Annotated in this window: 19 protein-coding genes and 4 tRNA genes; 8 read left to right on the top strand and 15 right to left on the bottom strand. The window is 40.4% G+C overall.

Features of this window, described 5'->3' with window-relative positions; genetic code table 11:
• Positions 1 to 9: 9 nt before the first annotated feature.
• From rplK to ACXAH9_RS02625, 8 genes are all read right to left on the bottom strand, one after another.
• Positions 10 to 453, bottom strand: a complete 444-nt coding sequence (gene rplK / locus ACXAH9_RS02660) for a 50S ribosomal protein L11 (protein ID WP_474893332.1) — start codon at positions 451 to 453, stop codon at positions 10 to 12.
• A gap of 9 nt (positions 454 to 462) precedes the next feature.
• Positions 463 to 1,026 carry a transcription termination/antitermination protein NusG gene (gene nusG / locus ACXAH9_RS02655; protein ID WP_420577344.1) on the bottom strand — a complete coding sequence of 188 codons (564 nt, stop codon included), beginning with the start codon at positions 1,024 to 1,026 and terminating at the stop codon, positions 463 to 465.
• A gap of 15 nt (positions 1,027 to 1,041) precedes the next feature.
• Positions 1,042 to 1,233: a preprotein translocase subunit SecE gene (gene secE, locus ACXAH9_RS02650; RefSeq protein WP_349564714.1), complete on the bottom strand. Its 192-nt coding sequence runs from the start codon at positions 1,231 to 1,233 to the stop codon at positions 1,042 to 1,044.
• Positions 1,234 to 1,253: 20 nt separating this feature from the next.
• Positions 1,254 to 1,326 (bottom strand) — tRNA-Trp (locus tag ACXAH9_RS02645).
• 95 nt (positions 1,327 to 1,421) lie between these two features.
• Positions 1,422 to 2,609 (bottom strand): elongation factor Tu, encoded by a 1,188-nt coding sequence (gene tuf, locus ACXAH9_RS02640; RefSeq protein WP_474893331.1) that lies wholly within the window; start codon positions 2,607 to 2,609, stop codon positions 1,422 to 1,424.
• Between the two features lie 72 nt (positions 2,610 to 2,681).
• Positions 2,682 to 2,753, bottom strand: a tRNA-Thr gene (locus ACXAH9_RS02635).
• Between the two features lie 72 nt (positions 2,754 to 2,825).
• Positions 2,826 to 2,898: transfer RNA gene (locus ACXAH9_RS02630), tRNA-Gly, on the bottom strand.
• 87 nt (positions 2,899 to 2,985) lie between these two features.
• Positions 2,986 to 3,068 (bottom strand) — tRNA-Tyr (locus ACXAH9_RS02625).
• A 157-nt stretch (positions 3,069 to 3,225) separates the two neighbouring features.
• Here ACXAH9_RS02625 and ACXAH9_RS02620 point away from each other — a divergent pair.
• The 3 genes from ACXAH9_RS02620 to frr are packed head-to-tail and all read left to right on the top strand — an operon-like array spanning position 3,226 to position 5,054.
• Complete coding sequence (locus ACXAH9_RS02620) at positions 3,226 to 3,720, top strand: acyl-CoA carboxylase biotin carboxyl carrier protein subunit (protein WP_474893330.1); 495 nt, start codon at positions 3,226 to 3,228, stop codon at positions 3,718 to 3,720.
• 55 nt (positions 3,721 to 3,775) lie between these two features.
• On the top strand, positions 3,776 to 4,480 hold the full coding sequence (pyrH, locus tag ACXAH9_RS02615; protein WP_474893329.1) for a UMP kinase: 705 nt from the start codon (positions 3,776 to 3,778) through the stop codon (positions 4,478 to 4,480).
• 19 nt (positions 4,481 to 4,499) lie between these two features.
• The gene (gene frr, locus ACXAH9_RS02610) at positions 4,500 to 5,054 is read left to right on the top strand and encodes a ribosome recycling factor (RefSeq protein ID WP_474893328.1); all 555 of its coding nucleotides are present in this window, start codon (positions 4,500 to 4,502) and stop codon (positions 5,052 to 5,054) included.
• A 1-nt stretch (position 5,055) separates the two neighbouring features.
• Here frr and nadD read toward each other — a convergent pair whose 3' ends face one another.
• The 5 genes from nadD to ACXAH9_RS02585 all read right to left on the bottom strand — a co-directional run bounded on the left by nadD (position 5,056) and on the right by ACXAH9_RS02585 (position 9,582).
• Entirely contained in the window at positions 5,056 to 5,628 is a 573-nt protein-coding gene (nadD, locus tag ACXAH9_RS02605) for a nicotinate (nicotinamide) nucleotide adenylyltransferase (protein ID WP_474893327.1), read from the bottom strand.
• Positions 5,628 to 6,197 carry a guanylate kinase gene (gmk, locus tag ACXAH9_RS02600; protein ID WP_474893326.1) on the bottom strand — a complete coding sequence of 190 codons (570 nt, stop codon included), beginning with the start codon at positions 6,195 to 6,197 and terminating at the stop codon, positions 5,628 to 5,630. Before gmk ends, nadD begins: the two co-directional genes overlap by 1 nt.
• Before the next feature lie 369 nt (positions 6,198 to 6,566).
• Positions 6,567 to 7,157: a sigma-70 family RNA polymerase sigma factor gene (locus ACXAH9_RS02595; protein WP_350207688.1), complete on the bottom strand. Its 591-nt coding sequence runs from the start codon at positions 7,155 to 7,157 to the stop codon at positions 6,567 to 6,569.
• A 266-nt stretch (positions 7,158 to 7,423) separates the two neighbouring features.
• On the bottom strand, positions 7,424 to 8,731 hold the full coding sequence (ahcY, locus tag ACXAH9_RS02590) for an adenosylhomocysteinase (protein ID WP_474893325.1): 1,308 nt from the start codon (positions 8,729 to 8,731) through the stop codon (positions 7,424 to 7,426).
• Between the two features lie 92 nt (positions 8,732 to 8,823).
• Positions 8,824 to 9,582, bottom strand: coding sequence for a biotin--[acetyl-CoA-carboxylase] ligase (locus tag ACXAH9_RS02585; RefSeq protein ID WP_474893324.1), 759 nt, complete (start codon positions 9,580 to 9,582; stop codon positions 8,824 to 8,826).
• Between the two features lie 44 nt (positions 9,583 to 9,626).
• Here ACXAH9_RS02585 and rsfS point away from each other — a divergent pair, with 44 nt between their 5' ends.
• The 5 genes from rsfS to ACXAH9_RS02560 are packed head-to-tail and all read left to right on the top strand — an operon-like array spanning position 9,627 to position 14,708.
• A complete protein-coding gene (rsfS, locus tag ACXAH9_RS02580; RefSeq protein ID WP_349564736.1) occupies positions 9,627 to 10,004 on the top strand; it encodes a ribosome silencing factor in 378 nt (125 codons plus the stop codon).
• A 51-nt stretch (positions 10,005 to 10,055) separates the two neighbouring features.
• Positions 10,056 to 12,122, top strand: a complete 2,067-nt coding sequence (gene ftsH / locus ACXAH9_RS02575; protein WP_474893323.1) for an ATP-dependent zinc metalloprotease FtsH — start codon at positions 10,056 to 10,058, stop codon at positions 12,120 to 12,122.
• A gap of 3 nt (positions 12,123 to 12,125) precedes the next feature.
• Positions 12,126 to 12,911, top strand: a complete 786-nt coding sequence (locus tag ACXAH9_RS02570; protein WP_474893322.1) for a UDP-2,3-diacylglucosamine diphosphatase — start codon at positions 12,126 to 12,128, stop codon at positions 12,909 to 12,911.
• Positions 12,901 to 13,677 (top strand): hypothetical protein, encoded by a 777-nt coding sequence (locus ACXAH9_RS02565; RefSeq protein ID WP_474893321.1) that lies wholly within the window; start codon positions 12,901 to 12,903, stop codon positions 13,675 to 13,677. The genes ACXAH9_RS02570 and ACXAH9_RS02565 overlap by 11 nt, the downstream gene beginning before the upstream one ends.
• 11 nt (positions 13,678 to 13,688) lie before the next feature.
• On the top strand, positions 13,689 to 14,708 hold the full coding sequence (locus ACXAH9_RS02560; protein WP_474893320.1) for a bestrophin family protein: 1,020 nt from the start codon (positions 13,689 to 13,691) through the stop codon (positions 14,706 to 14,708).
• Here ACXAH9_RS02560 and ACXAH9_RS02555 read toward each other — a convergent pair whose 3' ends face one another.
• Entirely contained in the window at positions 14,709 to 16,037 is a 1,329-nt protein-coding gene (locus tag ACXAH9_RS02555) for a TolC family protein (protein ID WP_474893319.1), read from the bottom strand. It abuts the gene before it with no gap.
• Positions 16,038 to 16,116: 79 nt separating this feature from the next.
• Positions 16,117 to 16,827: an ABC transporter ATP-binding protein gene (locus ACXAH9_RS02550; protein ID WP_474893318.1), complete on the bottom strand. Its 711-nt coding sequence runs from the start codon at positions 16,825 to 16,827 to the stop codon at positions 16,117 to 16,119.
• Between the last annotated feature and the right edge of the window lie 41 nt (positions 16,828 to 16,868).

Raw genomic sequence — 16,868 nt, 5'->3', positions numbered from 1 at the left:
TACCAAATATTAATTTGCCCAAGGGGCTTTACCTGAAATTTTCACACCCATGCTTCGCGCTGTACCGGCCACCACTCTCATAGCAGACTCTATGTTGAACGCATTTAGGTCTGGCATCTTAGTCTCAGCGATTGTTTTCACCTGATCCCAAGTTACAGATCCTACCTTCACACGGTTCGGCTCGGAAGATCCTTTCTTAATCTTAGCTGCTTCCATTATAAGGGATGCAGCCGGAGGTGTTTTAATTACAAAGTCAAAAGACTTGTCAGCATAGATTGTCACAACAACCGGAAGAAGCTGTCCTGGCTTATCCTGGGTTCTTGCGTTAAACTGCTTACAGAAGTCCATGATATTCAGACCTTTAGCACCAAGTGCCGGTCCTACCGGAGGAGAAGGATTAGCCGCCCCACCGCGAATCTGTAATTTCAAATAGCCTGTTATTTCTTTAGCCATTTTACCTTTTTAATCTTCTTTTTCTACCTGTATATAATTCAATTCGACAGGTGTATTTCTGCCAAAAATCTTAACCGTAACATTAAGCTTCTTACGATCCTCAAATACCTCCTCTACTGTACCCGTGAAGCCACTAAAGGGACCGTCCATCACTTTCACGCTTTCACCCACAATAAATGGGGTATCCAGCTTCTCTTCGTACTCCTCAACCTCATCAACTTTCCCAAGGATTCTGTTCACCTCAGATTGTCTTAAAGGAATCGGATCTTTTGTTGTGCTACTTCCGGTGGATCCTAGAAAGCCGATCACATTCGGAATTAGCTCTTTATTTGTTACCAGGTGTTGTACTTCACCGTTGGAGAAGTCAGCTTGGATCAATACATATCCTGGAAAGAAATTTCTTTCTCTTACTCTTTTTTTGCCGTTGCGCATCTCATATACTTTCTCCGAAGGGATAAGTACCTGAGGGATATAGTCAGTCAATTCCTGGCGAGCCACTTCGTTTTCAATGGCTTCCTTGACTTTCTTTTCTTTGCCGCTTACGGCTCTAACTACGTACCACTTGTGCTCCATCCTGTCCCGTACGTATTATAGTTCTTGATAAATAAATTCCATTAAATTTTCGAAGGCATAGTCTATCGCTCCGATCATCAGCGCGAAAATCAACGATGCTACGAGCACCAATATGGCGCTGTTTTGCAAATCACCATACTTTGGCCAAGACACTTTGTGAGTGAGCTCGTCATATGATTCTTTGAAAAAAGTGATAACTTTAGACATATTTTCCTTCGTTTTAAAAGCACGGGAGGAGGGACTCGAACCCCCAACCAACGGTTTTGGAGACCGCTACTCTACCAATTGAGCTACACCCGTAAAAAACAAGCAGTCCCAAAAGGACTGCAAATTTAGAGTAATCAGTTTGTATAAACAAATCCCGACATACTTCTGTATATCGGGATAACTATTTATTAATCAAGAATTTCAGTTACCTGACCAGAACCTACAGTTCGTCCACCTTCTCTGATTGCAAATCGCAATCCTTGCTCTAGTGCAACTGGGTTGATAAGGTTCACTTCAATTGTAACATTATCACCTGGCATTACCATTTCAACGTTTTCAGGAAGCATGATCTCTCCAGTTACGTCAGTAGTTCTCAAGTAGAACTGAGGTCTGTACTTGTTGAAGAATGGAGTGTGACGTCCACCTTCTTCTTTTGATAGCACGTAAACCTCTGCTTTGAAGTGAGCGTGAGGAGTTACTGATCCTGGCTTACAGATGATCATACCTCTTTTGATCTGATCTTTTTCAATACCTCTCAAAAGAAGACCAACGTTATCACCAGCTTCACCTCTATCTAGAATCTTACGGAACATCTCTACTCCAGTAACTGTAGAAGTAAGACCCTCAGCACCCATACCGATGATGTCAACAGCATCACCTGAGTTGATCACACCTCTTTCGATTCTACCTGTAGCAACAGTTCCTCGACCAGTAATTGAGAATACATCCTCAACTGGCATCAAGAAATCTTTATCAACAGCTCTCTCTGGAAGTGGAATATACTCATCCACTGCAGCCATAAGCTCTTCAATTTTTTCTACCCACTTAGCATCTCCGTTAAGACCACCAAGAGCAGAACCCTGGATAACAGGAACGTCATCACCTGGAAAGTCATAATCAGAAAGAAGCTCTCTGATCTCCATTTCTACTAGCTCAAGTAGTTCAGGATCATCTACAAGGTCAACTTTGTTCATGAACACAACCAATGCAGGTACACCTACCTGTCTTGAAAGAAGGATGTGCTCTCTTGTTTGTGGCATAGGTCCGTCAGTAGCAGCTACCACGATGATAGCTCCATCCATCTGAGCAGCACCAGTTACCATGTTCTTTACATAATCCGCGTGACCCGGGCAGTCCACGTGAGCATAGTGACGGTTTTCTGTTTGATACTCAATGTGTGAACTATTGATTGTAATACCTCTTTCTTTTTCTTCAGGTGCATTGTCAATAGCTGAAAAGTCACTTGCTGTGGCAAGACCTTTGTCTGCAAGTACTTTAGATATTGCAGCAGTCAAAGTTGTTTTACCATGGTCAACGTGTCCGATTGTACCAATATTTACGTGTGGTTTCGAACGATCAAAGGTTTCTTTAGCCATGTTTGATAATCCTCGATTTAGTTTAATTAATTATTGTTATTACTCTATTTTCTTTATTCAATCCTTGAAAAGAGCCAATGAGGGGATTTGAACCCCTGACCTCTTCCTTACCAAGGAAACGCTCTACCCCTGAGCTACATCGGCTTATCTACTCAACTCTCTGAGTTCAGCATTTTGAACCAAAGAGCCCAAAGACCCTGAATATTCAGGGATTTGAGCGGGTGACGAGGCTCGAACCCGCGACCTACAGCTTGGAAGGCTGTCGCTCTACCAACTGAGCTACACCCGCTTAATTGAAATCACAAACAACAAATATCAAATCACAAACACGATAAATGATTGAGATTTGTATTTTGAGATTTGGTGTTTCTCAAAGTGGGGAGAGCAGGATTCGAACCTGCGAAGGAATACACCAACAGATTTACAGTCTGTCCTCGTTGGCCGCTTGAGTATCTCCCCATGTTTTAAATACTTTCAAGAACGTCTTTTTCCAGATACTTGCCAGAAAAAGGATTGCAAAAGTATATGGTTTTTCGAACTAATCAAATATCATTTTTAGATAAAAAGTCTAATGCAATCCATATTTTTGACGAGCCAAAAAATAAACACCATTTCCATGATAGAAATAAAGGCAGGCGATACCGAAAAAATCAAAGTAGAAAACAACAAAGAGGGCGTTTTTCTCGATGGCAGTCCATTCGATGGAGAGATAATAAAAATTAATAGCAACTCTTATAAAGTTTTTAAATCAAATAAAATTTTTCGTGTCGATGTAGTAGAAAGACAGGGAAAAGAAATGAAACTGAAAGTAAATGATCAAGTGATCGACGTTTCAGTGACAGATCACATCGACCATATATTAGATAAGCTAGGGATGAACATCGCTGCTAGTGCTGTCGTTTCGGACATCAAGGCACCTATGCCCGGATCTATTCTGAGTGTTTCAGTTGCTGAGGGTGACGAGGTAAGCGAAGGTGATCCGTTGTTGGTATTGGAGGCAATGAAAATGGAAAATGTCATTAAGTCTCCGGGAGAAGGAAAAGTGAGTAAAGTCCATATCTCAGAAAAAGAGAACGTAGAAAAAAATCAAGTACTCATTTCTTTCGAATAAAACCGAATGCATTCCTTATATATTTGCACGATTTCATCCTACATATAAACAAATAATGACCTACAAACGAATACTACTTAAACTTAGCGGAGAAGCGCTGATGGGAGACAAGCAACATGGAATAGATTCTAAACGCTTGACCCAGTACGCAGAGGAAATAAAGAGTGTGGTAAATAAAGGAGTAGAAGTTGCAGTAGTAATCGGAGGTGGAAACATATTCCGAGGAGTGGAAGCAGAAGCTTCCGGAATTGACCGTGTGCAAGGTGACTACATGGGAATGCTTGCGACAGTTATAAATGCCATGGCTCTGCAAAGTATGTTTGAAAAGCAGGGTATGTACACACGCCTGATGTCAGGATTGAAAATGGAGCAGGTTTGTGAACCTTTCATAAGACGAAGGGCTATCAGACATTTAGAAAAAAATAGAGTAGTCATTTTCGGGGCTGGAATAGGTAATCCGTATTTTACTACCGACTCAACGGCCAGCTTAAGAGCTATTGAAATAGAAGCAGATGTAGTATTAAAAGGAACAAGGGTAGATGGCGTATACACTGCTGATCCGGAAAAGGATCCTAATGCCGAGCGTTATTCTAAAATATCTTTTCAGGAAGCGTATGAAAAGAATCTTAATATTATGGATATGACAGCCTTCACGCTTTGCCAGGAAAATAATCTACCTATTATAGTTTTTGATATGAACAAAGCCGGCAACCTGCAAAAAATTGTGGCCGGCAAGGAAGTTGGGACATTAATTCATTAGAACATTTTAATTTTCACCCATGGAAGAAATAGATATATATCTGGATACTGCAAAAGAAATGATGGAGGCAGCCATCAAGCATACAAAAGATGAATTTTCAAAAATCCGCGCAGGTAAGGCTATGCCCAGCATGCTGGACGGCATAGAGGTAGAATACTATGGCTCTATGACTCCATTGAATCAGGTTGCTGGTGTAACCACGCCTGATGCACGAACTATAAGTGTGAAGCCATGGGAAAAGGCTATGCTGCAGGAAATTGAACGAGCAATTATCAATAGTAACCTGGGCTTTAACCCTCAGAATGATGGAGAGCAAATTCGCATCAACATCCCTCCTCTTACTGAGGAACGCCGTTTGAATCTGATGAAGCAGGTGAGAGCGGAGGCAGAGAAAGGGAAAGTAAGTATTAGAAATGCACGAAAGGAAACCAATGACTCTCTAAAAAAGCTGGATGGCGTTTCTGAAGATCTGATCAAAAGTGCAGAGGATGAGGTTCAGGAGTTAACTGATACTTTCACCTCAAAAATCGACGCATTGGTTGAAAGCAAGGAGAAAGATATCATGACTGTCTAAGTCATTGGAAGAATCCTTTGCTTTTAATCAAAGCTGCAACAGAATCTGGTACCAAATACTTTATAGACTTTTCTTCTTTTATTAATCTTCGGATTAATGTGGCTGAAATATCTATCTCTGGAGCATCAATCACATGGATATTATCATGCGAGGAGAGTTCTGAAGGTTTCGAATTTGGTCTTGGATAAACGATCAAACCGAAGTGTTCTAATATTTTCTCATGATTTTTCCACTTAGGGAATGAGGCCAGATTATCCTCGCCGATAATTAGATGAAACTTTTTATCAGGATGCTTTTCCTGAAGTAGTGTCAGCGTATCAATGGTGTAGCTTGGGCGAGGCATATTGAATTCAATGTCACTTGATCTGAATTTATAGTCATCACCTATTGCAGCATTGACTAAGTCCAGCCGGTCAAATTCATGAAGTAGATTTTTATTTTTCTTGAAGGGGTTTTGAGGGCTCACAATAAACCAGACCTCATCGACACTAGTGGTTTCTTTCACCAGATTGGCAATGATCATATGTCCGGTGTGGATTGGATTAAAAGAACCAAAAAAAAGTCCTATCTCCATTACTTTGCTCTTATAAATGATTTTACCAGATGTTCTGCTTCATTAATAGCCACATCAAGATTTTCATTAAGCACAGCCATATCAAAATGAACTTCCTCTTTCATCTCCTCTGCTGCCTTATTAATACGTTGATTTAAAGCATCCTCGCTTTCTGTATTTCTACTTTTAAGGCGATCACGTAGTACATCCTTACTTTTCACTTTTACAAAAATGGAAAGAGCTTTATCCCCAAAAATCTGCTTCAGCTTTTTGCCTCCTTTTACGTCCACATCAAAAATCACATGATTCCCTTCCGACCATATTCTTTCCACCTCACCTTTCAACGTCCCATAATAGGTATCTGCATACACCTCTTCCCATTCAAGCAACTCGCCCGAATCCTGTTTGGATTTAAATTCATCTAATGAGAGAAAATAATAATCACGACCATCAATTTCAGTTGGTCTTTTTTTTCGTGTGGTAGCAGAAATTGAAAATCGAAGGCTCGGAATTCTGTCAAGCAAGCTATGAACGATAGTTGTCTTACCTGCACCAGATGGGGCTGAAAATATGATAGCTTTTCCCTCCATCCGGCGAATTTAAACCCGAAAGATTCAGGGCACAATTATAATTTGAGCTTACTGCAAAAGATTAGGAAACAATCTTTCGCCTGATCTCATCAGCAAGCGATTCGGGCACCTCTTTATTGTTGAGCTTGGTTTTCAATAACTGCCTTATTTGCTTTTCAACATTATAATGAGCAAAACAAACCATACACTTTTCTATATGGCTATAAAAGAACTCCTCTTGGTTAGAAGTTGCTTCATTATCCAACATGAGGTTCAATATCCTCAGGCACTTATCAAAATCATTGCAACCACAATCGGGACAATCGGACATTTCAAGAATGTTGTTTTTATGTATGTATGGAATGGTGAGTTGATAAAAATAGTTCCGGATCAATTGTATCCCATGGACAAAGCGTATGAACCCAGCTTTTCTCTCAGAAGATTTCTTGCCCGGTGCAATCTTGATCTCACCGTACCTATCGGGATATCCAAAATTTTGGCCATTTCCTCATAGGTAAAGCCTTCAAGGTCACAAAGGATCACTACCGTCCTAAAATCAACAGCGAGTGAGTTCAGCGCATTGCTGATTTCATCGCCAATCATATCTTTTGTAGTCTCTAAACGGAGATCTATTGTTGCATTGCTTGGCGTATCTTCGGAATTATAGAATTGCTCTACCTCCTGATAGTCAACCTTGGCCGGTTGCTTACTTTTTTTTCTGTAATCATTAATGAAGCTGTTTTTCAGAATACGATAAAGCCAAGCCTTAGCATTCGTCCCTTCCTGGAAAGAGTTAATAAAACGGTAAGCTTTCATATATGTATCCTGAACTAAGTCTTTCGCATCATCCTCATCAAATGTCAGACGATAAGCAAAATTGTACATGGAGTCGATGTGAGGCATAAACTCACCATCAAAAACCTGCACTTTTTTAGCTTCAGAATATGATCTTTTTACTGGTGTCTCTACTTGATTGGTCATTCTCTTCACATTTTTATATGTATATACATCAATATACGTGCCTGATTTAGATTTGTTCTAAATAAGTGCTTTCAGAACACATACCTCTAATTTTAGAACCTTAATCCCTGTCAATTGTTCGTCACCTGACATTAACCAGACCCAGAAAAAATAAACATAAAGCCTGCCAATCCCAAAAACCTGCCAATGAGACAGGTTACCTATCTATAAACAAAAAAGGATTCTCCTTTTAAGAAGAATCCTCTCATTTTGATAAAATATGGCTTTTAATACCTGTAGTATTCGGGCTTGAATGGTCCTTCTACTTCAACACCAATGTATTCAGCCTGATCTTTAGTAAGTGAATCAAGCTCAACTCCAATCTTAGCCAGGTGCAGGGCTGCTACCTTCTCATCCAGATGCTTTGGAAGCATGTAAACCGCATTCTCATAGTTTTCATGGTTTAGCCAAAGCTCTATCTGAGCAAGCGTCTGATTGGTAAATGAGTTTGACATCACAAAAGATGGATGGCCGGTTGCGCAACCAAGGTTTACCAATCTTCCTTCAGCCAATACAATTACATCATTACCATTCACATTATATAAGTCTACCTGAGGCTTGATCTCAACATGCGAATCGCCGTGGTTTTTCTTCAACCACGCCATGTCAATTTCATTATCGAAGTGACCGATGTTGCATACGATCGCTTTGTCTTTCATTTTCTCAAAGTGCTCACCTCTGATAATATCTTTATTACCTGTGGCTGTTACTATGATATCTGCTCGTGAAACTGCATCTGACATTTTCTTGACTTCAAACCCGTCCATGGCAGCCTGCAGTGCACAGATCGGATCGATCTCTGTAACAATTACACGAACACCAGCTCCTCTCAAAGATGCAGCTGATCCTTTTCCTACATCACCATATCCTGCTACCACTGCTACTTTTCCTGCCAGCATTACGTCTGTTGCTCTTCTGATAGCATCCACCAAAGATTCTTTACAACCATACTTGTTGTCAAATTTTGACTTAGTCACTGAATCATTCACATTGATAGCAGGCATTGGAAGAGTCCCCTTCTTCATTCGCTCGTACAATCTGTGAACGCCGGTCGTGGTTTCTTCAGAGAGTCCTCTGATATCTTTCACTAATTCAGGATATCTATCTAACACCATGTTGGTTAGATCTCCCCCGTCATCCAAAATCATATTCAATGGCTTGCCGTCTTTGAATGCGAATAATGTTTGCTCAATGCACCAGTCAAACTCTTCATCATTCATTCCTTTCCATGCGAAAACCGGGACACCTGCTTTTGCGATTGCTGCAGCAGCATGGTCTTGCGTAGAGAAAATGTTGCAAGAAGACCAGGTTACATCTGCTCCGAGCTCCACCAATGTCTCAATCAAAACCGCTGTTTGGATGGTCATATGAAGGCATCCGGCAATTCTGGCACCTGCAAGTGGCTTCTCTTTTCCATACTCTTCACGAAGGGCCATCAAACCCGGCATCTCTGCCTCGGCAAGCTCAATTTCTTTTCTTCCCCAGTCTGCCAGGGCAATGTCTTTTACTTTGTACTTTTCTGTCGTAACGCTCATTTATCTAACTATTTCTTGTTTGATTCTTTTTTTGGGTGTGCAAAGATATAACCCTTATGGATCATAATAGTTCTATAGAAATAACATTTAGACTAACCAACAAACTCAACCTCCTTAATCCCATAATAATGAAGGCTACCATCATGGCTTATTGCCAACCTGCCATGTTGATCAATCCCTACAATCTCACCATAGAACTCCTTATCAGCATGCCTGAATTTTCGCTTTTCTCCTCTCCACATAAGTAATTGGTGATATTGATCCAGAATACCTTCTCTATCCCCTGCTTTCAACTTCAAATACCACTTTTCAAGTTTGAGTAGAAAATTCTCCATTATATCATTTAGATCGAAATCTTCTCCTATTTCAATGGACATTGATGTTGCATTGGGTAAAGCGAACCCCTTTTGATTTACGTTCAGTCCCACACCAACAATAGACGACTCCAACGTGCTTCCTCGCATGTTGCTTTCAATTAAAATCCCTGCTATTTTCCTGTCTTGGATGTAAACATCATTTGGCCACTTCAGTGTTAGATCGTTGGGAATAAATTCCTTAAGTACATCTATGATTGCCAATCCAGTGATCAGATTTAAATAAAACTGATTTTGAGGATCCAAAAAGCCAGGTCTAAGAAGTACTGAAATCAGCATATTTTTCCCTGGTTCCGCAATCCATACATTACCCCTCTGCCCCTTACCCTTTGTCTGGTTATTAGTATACAATACCAGCCCCTCCAGTTCTTTGGAGATTTTGGCTAATGTTACCAACTCATCATTGGTAGAATGACATTGTGGCAGGAAAACCACTTTTTTACCTAAGAATAAGGGTTTGGCAAAGATTTTATGCAATAGAATTAATGTAACTTTGCGGCAAAATTAATTGTAAACTATTAGTGAATCAGCAGGTAAGTAAAGACGTCAGTTCAGAAGTATTGAGTGAGTGGGTTGTAGAGGGGATGCTGGATAAAAAAGCCCACGACGTGGTGGTGATGGATTTGAGAGAAGTAAAGCATGCTGTTGCTGATTATTTTGTCATTTGCAGCGGAAACTCAGATACCCAAATAGACGCTATTTCAGATTCAATTGAAGAGCAAATACATAAGCGATCCAAGCAAAATCCATGGAAACGTGAAGGTCAACAAAACAAAGAGTGGATATTATTGGATTATGTAGATGTGGTTGCTCATGTTTTTAATAAAGAGAAAAGAATTTTTTACGGATTAGAGGAGCTGTGGGGAGACGCGAAAATTACTCGTATCGAAGAGAACTAATAACAGATCACCTCGTTTAGCTAAACAGAAATTTACAGGAGGAACAAAAGAATGCCCGATAGAAAAAGAAAAGAAGCACCAAAGCCCAGGCCCGGATTTCAAGGCTGGCTCATAGGAGGACTACTTGCACTTGTGATTGGATTAACGATTTTTTCAAATGACAGTGGTGCTGTAACCACCACTTTCCGGTCTTTTGAGAAAATGGTGCGATCTAACGATGTGCAGAAGGTGGTCTTAATAAAAAATCAAGATTTCATAGAAATTACGCTCAAGCCGGAAGCTCTTAGCAATACGAAATATAAAATTGAACTTGAGCAAAATAGGAGTATTCTGGACGGGGGTGGTGGCCCTCATTACAGAGTAGACATTGTAAGCCTGGAAAAATTTGCCAGGGACTTTGAAGAGCTCATGGAGGACATTCCGGAAGATCAGCGGTTTGATTATGAAGTAACAGATAGAGGTGATTACACCAGCATCTTTTTCAACTGGGGATTCTTGATCCTGTTGATATTTGGATTTTGGTTCCTGATGAGGAGAATGACCGGAGGTGGCGGTCCTGGAGGACAAATTTTCAATATTGGAAAATCCAGAGCTTCTCTATTCGATGCAGAAAATAAAGTAAAGATCACTTTCGCTGATGCAGCAGGATTGGAAGAGGCAAAAGAGGAAATTAGAGAAATTGTTGAATTCCTCAAAAACCCGGGCAAGTTCACCAAGCTTGGAGGTAAAATTCCAAAAGGCGCACTACTTGTAGGTCCTCCGGGAACAGGTAAAACCTTGCTAGCCAAAGCTGTTGCAGGAGAGGCGGCTGTGCCGTTTTTCACACTTTCAGGTTCAGATTTCGTTGAAATGTTTGTGGGAGTTGGAGCCGCAAGGGTAAGAGATCTATTTAAGCAGGCGAAAGAAAAAGCCCCATGTATTGTCTTTATCGATGAGATCGATGCAATTGGTCGATCTCGAGGCAGAGGCCAGATGCCAGGATCAAACGATGAACGAGAAAATACGCTTAACTCCCTACTTGTAGAGATGGATGGATTCTCAACAGATGCAGGAGTTATCATTTTGGCAGCTACAAACCGACCTGATGTATTGGATTCAGCCTTGCTTCGACCAGGAAGGTTTGATCGTCAGATCAGTATTGACAAGCCGGATATCGTAGGAAGAGAAGCTATTTTCAAGGTTCACATCAAACCTATTCAGCTTTCAAAAGATGTTGATACAAGAAAACTGGCAGCACAAACACCTGGATTTGCAGGTGCTGAAATTGCAAACGTATGTAATGAAGCTGCTCTGATTGCAGCTCGAAAAGACAAGCAAAAAGTCGACATGACCGACTTCCAGGATGCCATTGACAGGGTGATCGGAGGTTTGGAAAAGAAAAACAAGCTGATTTCTCCTGAAGAGAAGAAAATTGTTGCCTACCATGAGGCAGGTCATGCCGTAGCAGGATGGTTCCTGGAGCATGCAGATCCTTTGGTTAAGGTGAGTATCGTTCCTCGTGGAGTAGCAGCGTTGGGTTACGCCCAGTATTTACCAAAAGAACAATTCCTTTACCAGACAGAGCAGCTGTTCGATGAGATGTGTATGGCACTGGGCGGTCGTGCGGCAGAGGATATCATTTTCGGAAAAATCTCGACCGGAGCTTTAAGTGATCTTGAGCGAATCACTAAGCTTGCTTACAGTATAGTGACCGTTTATGGTATGAATGACAAAATCGGAAATGTTTCATTCTATGATTCAAAACAATCCGATTATAATTTCACAAAACCATACTCAGACGCTACTGCTGAATTGATTGATAAAGAAGTAAAAGCGCTGATTGATAAGGCTTATGCTCACACCAAAAAGCTCTTACTTTCTAAGAAAAAAGAATTAGAAATACTGGCTAAAGAGCTATTGAAGCGTGAAATCATCTTCCAATCTGATCTTGAAGGATTGATTGGTAAACGACCTTTTAAAACCCCAACAACTTATGATGCCTTCACCAATGGTGAAGCGGATGATGAGGAAAAAGAGGACGCGAAGAAAAAAGACGATAAGTCGGAAGATCTGGACAAAGTGAAGAGCGATGTGAAAGAGGCGGTAGAAAAAGAAGAGTCTGCAGATAAAACCGAGTAAGGAATGAAGGTAAATCCGGAGCTAATCAGCTCTTACAAGGAGCTACCTTCAGGTAAGAAAATATACTTCGCGAGTGACTTTCACTTGGGTATCCCCAATAAAGGAGAAAGTCAAAAACGCGAACAAAAAATAGTCAAATGGCTGGAGCATGTATCACAAGATGCTTCAGCCATTTTTTTGTTAGGAGATGTATTTGATTTCTGGTTCGAATACTCGCATGTTATACCAAAAGGATTTATCAGATTTCAGGGCAAGCTAGCCGAGCTGAAAGATCGAGGTATTCCTATTCACTTGTTTGTTGGTAATCATGACTTATGGATGAGAGATTACTTTTCCGAAGAGCTTGATATTCCTATATATCACGAACCAATTGTTTTGGAGGTTGGAGATAAGAAATTATTTGTAGGTCATGGTGATGGGCTAGGGCCTGGTGACCTAACTTTTAAGATCACCAAGAAAATATTTACCAATCGTCTTTGTAAGTGGCTTTTTAAGTGGATACACCCTGACATTGGCGTGGCGCTTGCCAACCACTGGAGTAAAAAAAGCAGGATAGCACCAGAAAAGGAAAAATTTACCGGTGAGGACAATGAACGCCTGCTGACTTATTGTAAGCAAGTCCAAAAATTGTGCCCACATCATTATTACATATTTGGCCATCGTCATCTTCCTTTGGAACTGCCAGTAGACGATAACTCTACATACTTTAATTTAGGAGAATGGATCACTCAGTGCAATTACCTTGAATTTGATGGCACTCACGCAACGCTTAAATTTTTTGAAGATTAGTCTTCTAATTTTTTTTCCACTCCTTTTACAGGCACAGAGTTGGCAAAAGATCAAGCAAATACAAATTGCAAAAACGCCGACCTCCTATGCCGTCGATTATCAAGGCAATTTTTACCTGGGGTTTTCTGACGGAGGATTGATCAAATATAATTCTGAAGGTGATTTGCTTGAGAATTTTTCACTATCCAACTCCTCATCGATCTCTCTGATTGATGTTCAGAATAACCTGAAACCTTTTCTATTCTATTTTGACAATCAACAAATCACCATTCTTGATCGATTTTCAACAGTACCGAAAAACTATCCGTTGAGTGATCTGGGAATCCAACTCGGTATGATGGCATGCCCTGCACCGGATGGTGATTTCTGGATCGCAGAAAATAATCCTCAACGATTAAAGAAAATCAACCCTTCAAGAAAAAATTTAATCCTCGAAGTTCAGGTCAACATTGGAGATTCGCTGCAAAGAATGCAAGCCTACCAAAACCTACTATTTGTAACACATCGAAAAGGAATTCACACATTTGACCAGTATGGAGGTAAACTCTACTCAATCGCTCTTGATAATCTTTTGTCAATGCAATTGGTTCAAGGAAAACTATTTCTTTTCTCCACAGAAAAAATCCTCCAGATCAATCCGATCACCGGTAGGGTTCTAAATGAAAGTGGTACACCTACCGCCTCATTTTATGCCATATTTAAAACTGATGATCGCTTCCTGGTAATCAATGAAAGAACGCTCACTTTCTATAATTTAATAGAATAAATAATTGACTTATGCACGCAGGAAAAAACTTCGGATTACTTGAGGCCATCATATGGACGCGTAGAGACATCTTCAAGTTTGTTTTGATTTCAAGCATTCCCACAACATTGTATGCCCTACTGGATCTAACGTGGCTCAGTATCCCCTGGCTCCCGCTAGCCTTGATAGGCACAGCCGTTGCATTTATTGTGGGGTTTAAAAACAATGCCACCTATGATCGAATGTGGGAGGCTCGAAAAATCTGGGGTTCGATCATTAATAACAGCCGAACATGGGGAATCATGGTGAGGGATTTCATCACCAATATCCATGCGAATAAAAAATTATCAGAGGACGATCTGAAGTCTATCCACAGGCGGATCATCTATCGCCATCTGGGGTGGCTCACTGCACTCAGACACCAACTCAGACAGCCCAAAGCCTGGGAATACATGGAGAATAGTTACAATAAAGAGTATAAGCGATACTTCAAAGTCCCTGAAGAGCAAGTGGCCTTGGAAGAAGAACTGAAGAGATACCTGACTTCAGATGAGCTTTCTTACATTCTCAGTAAGAAAAACAGAGCCACGCAAATCATTAACAAGCAATCCGAAGATTTGAGGCATTTACTCGAGGAGGGATACATTGAAGATTTCCGACACATGGAAATGGAGAACATGCTTAAAGCATTTTATGATGATCAGGGAAAGAGCGAGCGGATTAAAAACTTTCCATACCCTCGCCAGTTTGCTACGCTCAACCTTTACTTTGTCTGGCTATTTGTCATTCTTCTTCCATTTGGATTGCTATCCGAATTTGACAAACTAGGTGATCACTTCGTGTGGTTGACTATTCCTTTTTCTACTTTGGTTTCCTGGGTGTTTAAAACCATGGAGCGTATTGGTGAGTCAACGGAAAACCCATTTCAGGGTGGCGCCAATGATGTTCCAATTACCAATATTTCTCAGGTAATTGAGGTGGATTTGAAAGAAATGTTAGATGATGAAGATTTACCGGAAGTCACCCCTCCGGTAAATAATATTCTGATGTGATTACTTCCCCCTGTACAGGTCGAGGATTCGTTTTCTAAATACAATTGTGTACTTGGCATTAGCTAATTGAGCCTCAGCTGCATTTTTATTATTCAAGCTTTCTTGGTAGATATAAAAATCTGTATTACCTGTTTCAAATCGTTTTTTAATAAATTCAAAAGCGGATTTCTGTGCCTCATAATTCTCGAGTGCAGTTTCATATTGTGTTTGTGCTGAAATCAAATCGAGATAATCGCTTTGAGCTGAATTAGTAATGTTTTGCAAGGCCTGAGTGTAGTCTAATTCTGTATTAAGTAATGCCACTTTTGCCTGATCAATTCGATTCTGTGTGTTGTAACGATTAAAAATAGGAATGGTCAAAGAAGCACTAAGGGATAGACGTCTGGCATCTTGGATCTGATCAAGGTATTCAGATTGAAGCACAGATGAATACTGAGATCCAACGCCTGCATCTAGCTGAACGGATGGATACCTGCTACTTTTTGCTTGTTTGAGAAAATGACTTGAGGCGTCCTGGCTAGATTCTGCACTTTTTAAGCCATAAGAATAATTCAATATTTCATCAAGGATAACATTAAACTCTTCAACACTTGTTAGCTGCTCTAGCTCCTCTAATTCTAAATCCTGAATTTGAATCTCTCGAGTATTTGGTTCATCAAATTGTACCGACTGAAGTAAGGTCAGCAAATCTCTTCTATACGTATTTGCCAGATTTACATTATTAAGCTTTTCACTCGAAACTTGTGATTGCAAACTGTATACATTATCGAGTGCACCTACTCCAACAGACACACGTTTCTTTTCTCTATCCATTTGATTCTCCAACAAATCCAGCCGTTGAGTACTTATTTTCAGGTTTTCCTTGTCTAGCAATACGACTAGATAATTGCGAATCACAGTCGCCCTGATAGCGATTCTAGTATCTTCTAAATTATATTCTGCTGCGCTTCGTTCTGCTTTCCTTCTATTAAGCAAGTGGTGATTGGCAAAAGCATTAAAAATGACCATATTAGTACCTAAGCCCACACTTGAATTCTCAAAAGATGAGGTCAAAAAATTACCTGAATTAGTATCAAAGAAAGCTCCATCAATGAGATTAAAGTTTCCCGAAGCGTTTAGGTTTGGCAAAAAGTTAAGTTGAGCTTGTAGTCTATTTGACTGAGCACCCTTAAGGTTATTCTGTGCTCGTTTTATCGATAAGTTACGACCAAGCGCCATATCAATGCACTCTTCAAGGGTGAGTACTCTTATTGAGTCCTGGGCTGAAGTAACAAAACCTATTGCTAAAAAAATTCCGAAAATAAATTTTCGCATGGTATAAAAGATCATTTCTGGTTTTTAAGAATCACAGTGCACCCATCTACCCGATCGGATAGATGGGGAACTGTTTGTGTAAGTATGAAGAGAATTACACTAAAGCTTCTTTTGCATTGATGTTTTCGGATACGATCTGTCCATCAAATAAGTGTACCACTCGATGAGCATATTCCGCATCTACCGGAGAGTGAGTCACCATGATTACTGTAGTCCCAGCTTCATTCAGCTCAGTAAGTAGGTTCATCACTTCTTGTCCGTTTGCAGAGTCCAGGTTACCAGTCGGCTCATCCGCCAAGATCAGCTTAGGCTTAGCAACTACTGCTCTGGAAATCGCCACACGCTGCTGCTGACCTCCAGAAAGCTGCTGAGGAAAGTGATTTCTTCTGTGCATAATTTTCATATGCTCCATTACCTCCTCCACTCTTTTCTTTCTTTCCGCGGCAGAGTACTTCAAGTAGATCAATGGCAACTCAATGTTTTCAAAAACAGTAAGCTCATCGATCAGGTTAAAGCTCTGGAATACGAATCCAATGTTCGCTTTTCTCAGGTCAGCTCGCTGACGCTCCTTATATCCGGAAATTTCCAGATCAGTAAAATGAAACTCTCCTTCAGATGGGTTGTCCAATAGTCCTATTATGTTGAGTAGTGTCGACTTACCACAACCTGATGGTCCCATGATGGCTACAAATTCGCCTTCTTTGATCGTTAAATTCACACCTGCTAGTGCAGTTGTCTCGATCTCATCGGTGTAGTAAAATTTCTTTAAATCTTTCGTTTTAATTAAAGCTTTAGCGTTTTCCATGATTTTATTGAGTTTAGTCTTTGGGTTCTATTTAAATACTA

It is taken from the genome of Ekhidna sp. ABH4_415, assembly GCF_056161305.1.
Note: the sequence above shows the minus strand (reverse complement) of the source record. Positions and strands in the feature narration are given on the sequence as shown.

Coding starts and splice junctions, on each gene's coding strand:
- gmk (WP_474893326.1), bottom strand. CDS start 6,197: ATGGAGGGAAAAGCTATCATATTTTCAGCCCCATCTGGTGCAGGTAAG.
- ACXAH9_RS02570 (WP_474893322.1), top strand. CDS start 12,126: ATGAAGGTAAATCCGGAGCTAATCAGCTCTTACAAGGAGCTACCTTCA.
- ACXAH9_RS02550 (WP_474893318.1), bottom strand. CDS start 16,827: ATGGAAAACGCTAAAGCTTTAATTAAAACGAAAGATTTAAAGAAATTT.
- frr (WP_474893328.1), top strand. CDS start 4,500: ATGGAAGAAATAGATATATATCTGGATACTGCAAAAGAAATGATGGAG.
- nusG (WP_420577344.1), bottom strand. CDS start 1,026: ATGGAGCACAAGTGGTACGTAGTTAGAGCCGTAAGCGGCAAAGAAAAG.
- ahcY (WP_474893325.1), bottom strand. CDS start 8,731: ATGAGCGTTACGACAGAAAAGTACAAAGTAAAAGACATTGCCCTGGCA.
- secE (WP_349564714.1), bottom strand. CDS start 1,233: ATGTCTAAAGTTATCACTTTTTTCAAAGAATCATATGACGAGCTCACT.
- ACXAH9_RS02595 (WP_350207688.1), bottom strand. CDS start 7,157: ATGACCAATCAAGTAGAGACACCAGTAAAAAGATCATATTCTGAAGCT.
- ACXAH9_RS02620 (WP_474893330.1), top strand. CDS start 3,226: ATGATAGAAATAAAGGCAGGCGATACCGAAAAAATCAAAGTAGAAAAC.
- ftsH (WP_474893323.1), top strand. CDS start 10,056: ATGCCCGATAGAAAAAGAAAAGAAGCACCAAAGCCCAGGCCCGGATTT.
- tuf (WP_474893331.1), bottom strand. CDS start 2,609: ATGGCTAAAGAAACCTTTGATCGTTCGAAACCACACGTAAATATTGGT.
- nadD (WP_474893327.1), bottom strand. CDS start 5,628: ATGGAGATAGGACTTTTTTTTGGTTCTTTTAATCCAATCCACACCGGA.
- pyrH (WP_474893329.1), top strand. CDS start 3,776: ATGACCTACAAACGAATACTACTTAAACTTAGCGGAGAAGCGCTGATG.
- ACXAH9_RS02560 (WP_474893320.1), top strand. CDS start 13,689: ATGCACGCAGGAAAAAACTTCGGATTACTTGAGGCCATCATATGGACG.
- rplK (WP_474893332.1), bottom strand. CDS start 453: ATGGCTAAAGAAATAACAGGCTATTTGAAATTACAGATTCGCGGTGGG.
- ACXAH9_RS02555 (WP_474893319.1), bottom strand. CDS start 16,037: ATGATCTTTTATACCATGCGAAAATTTATTTTCGGAATTTTTTTAGCA.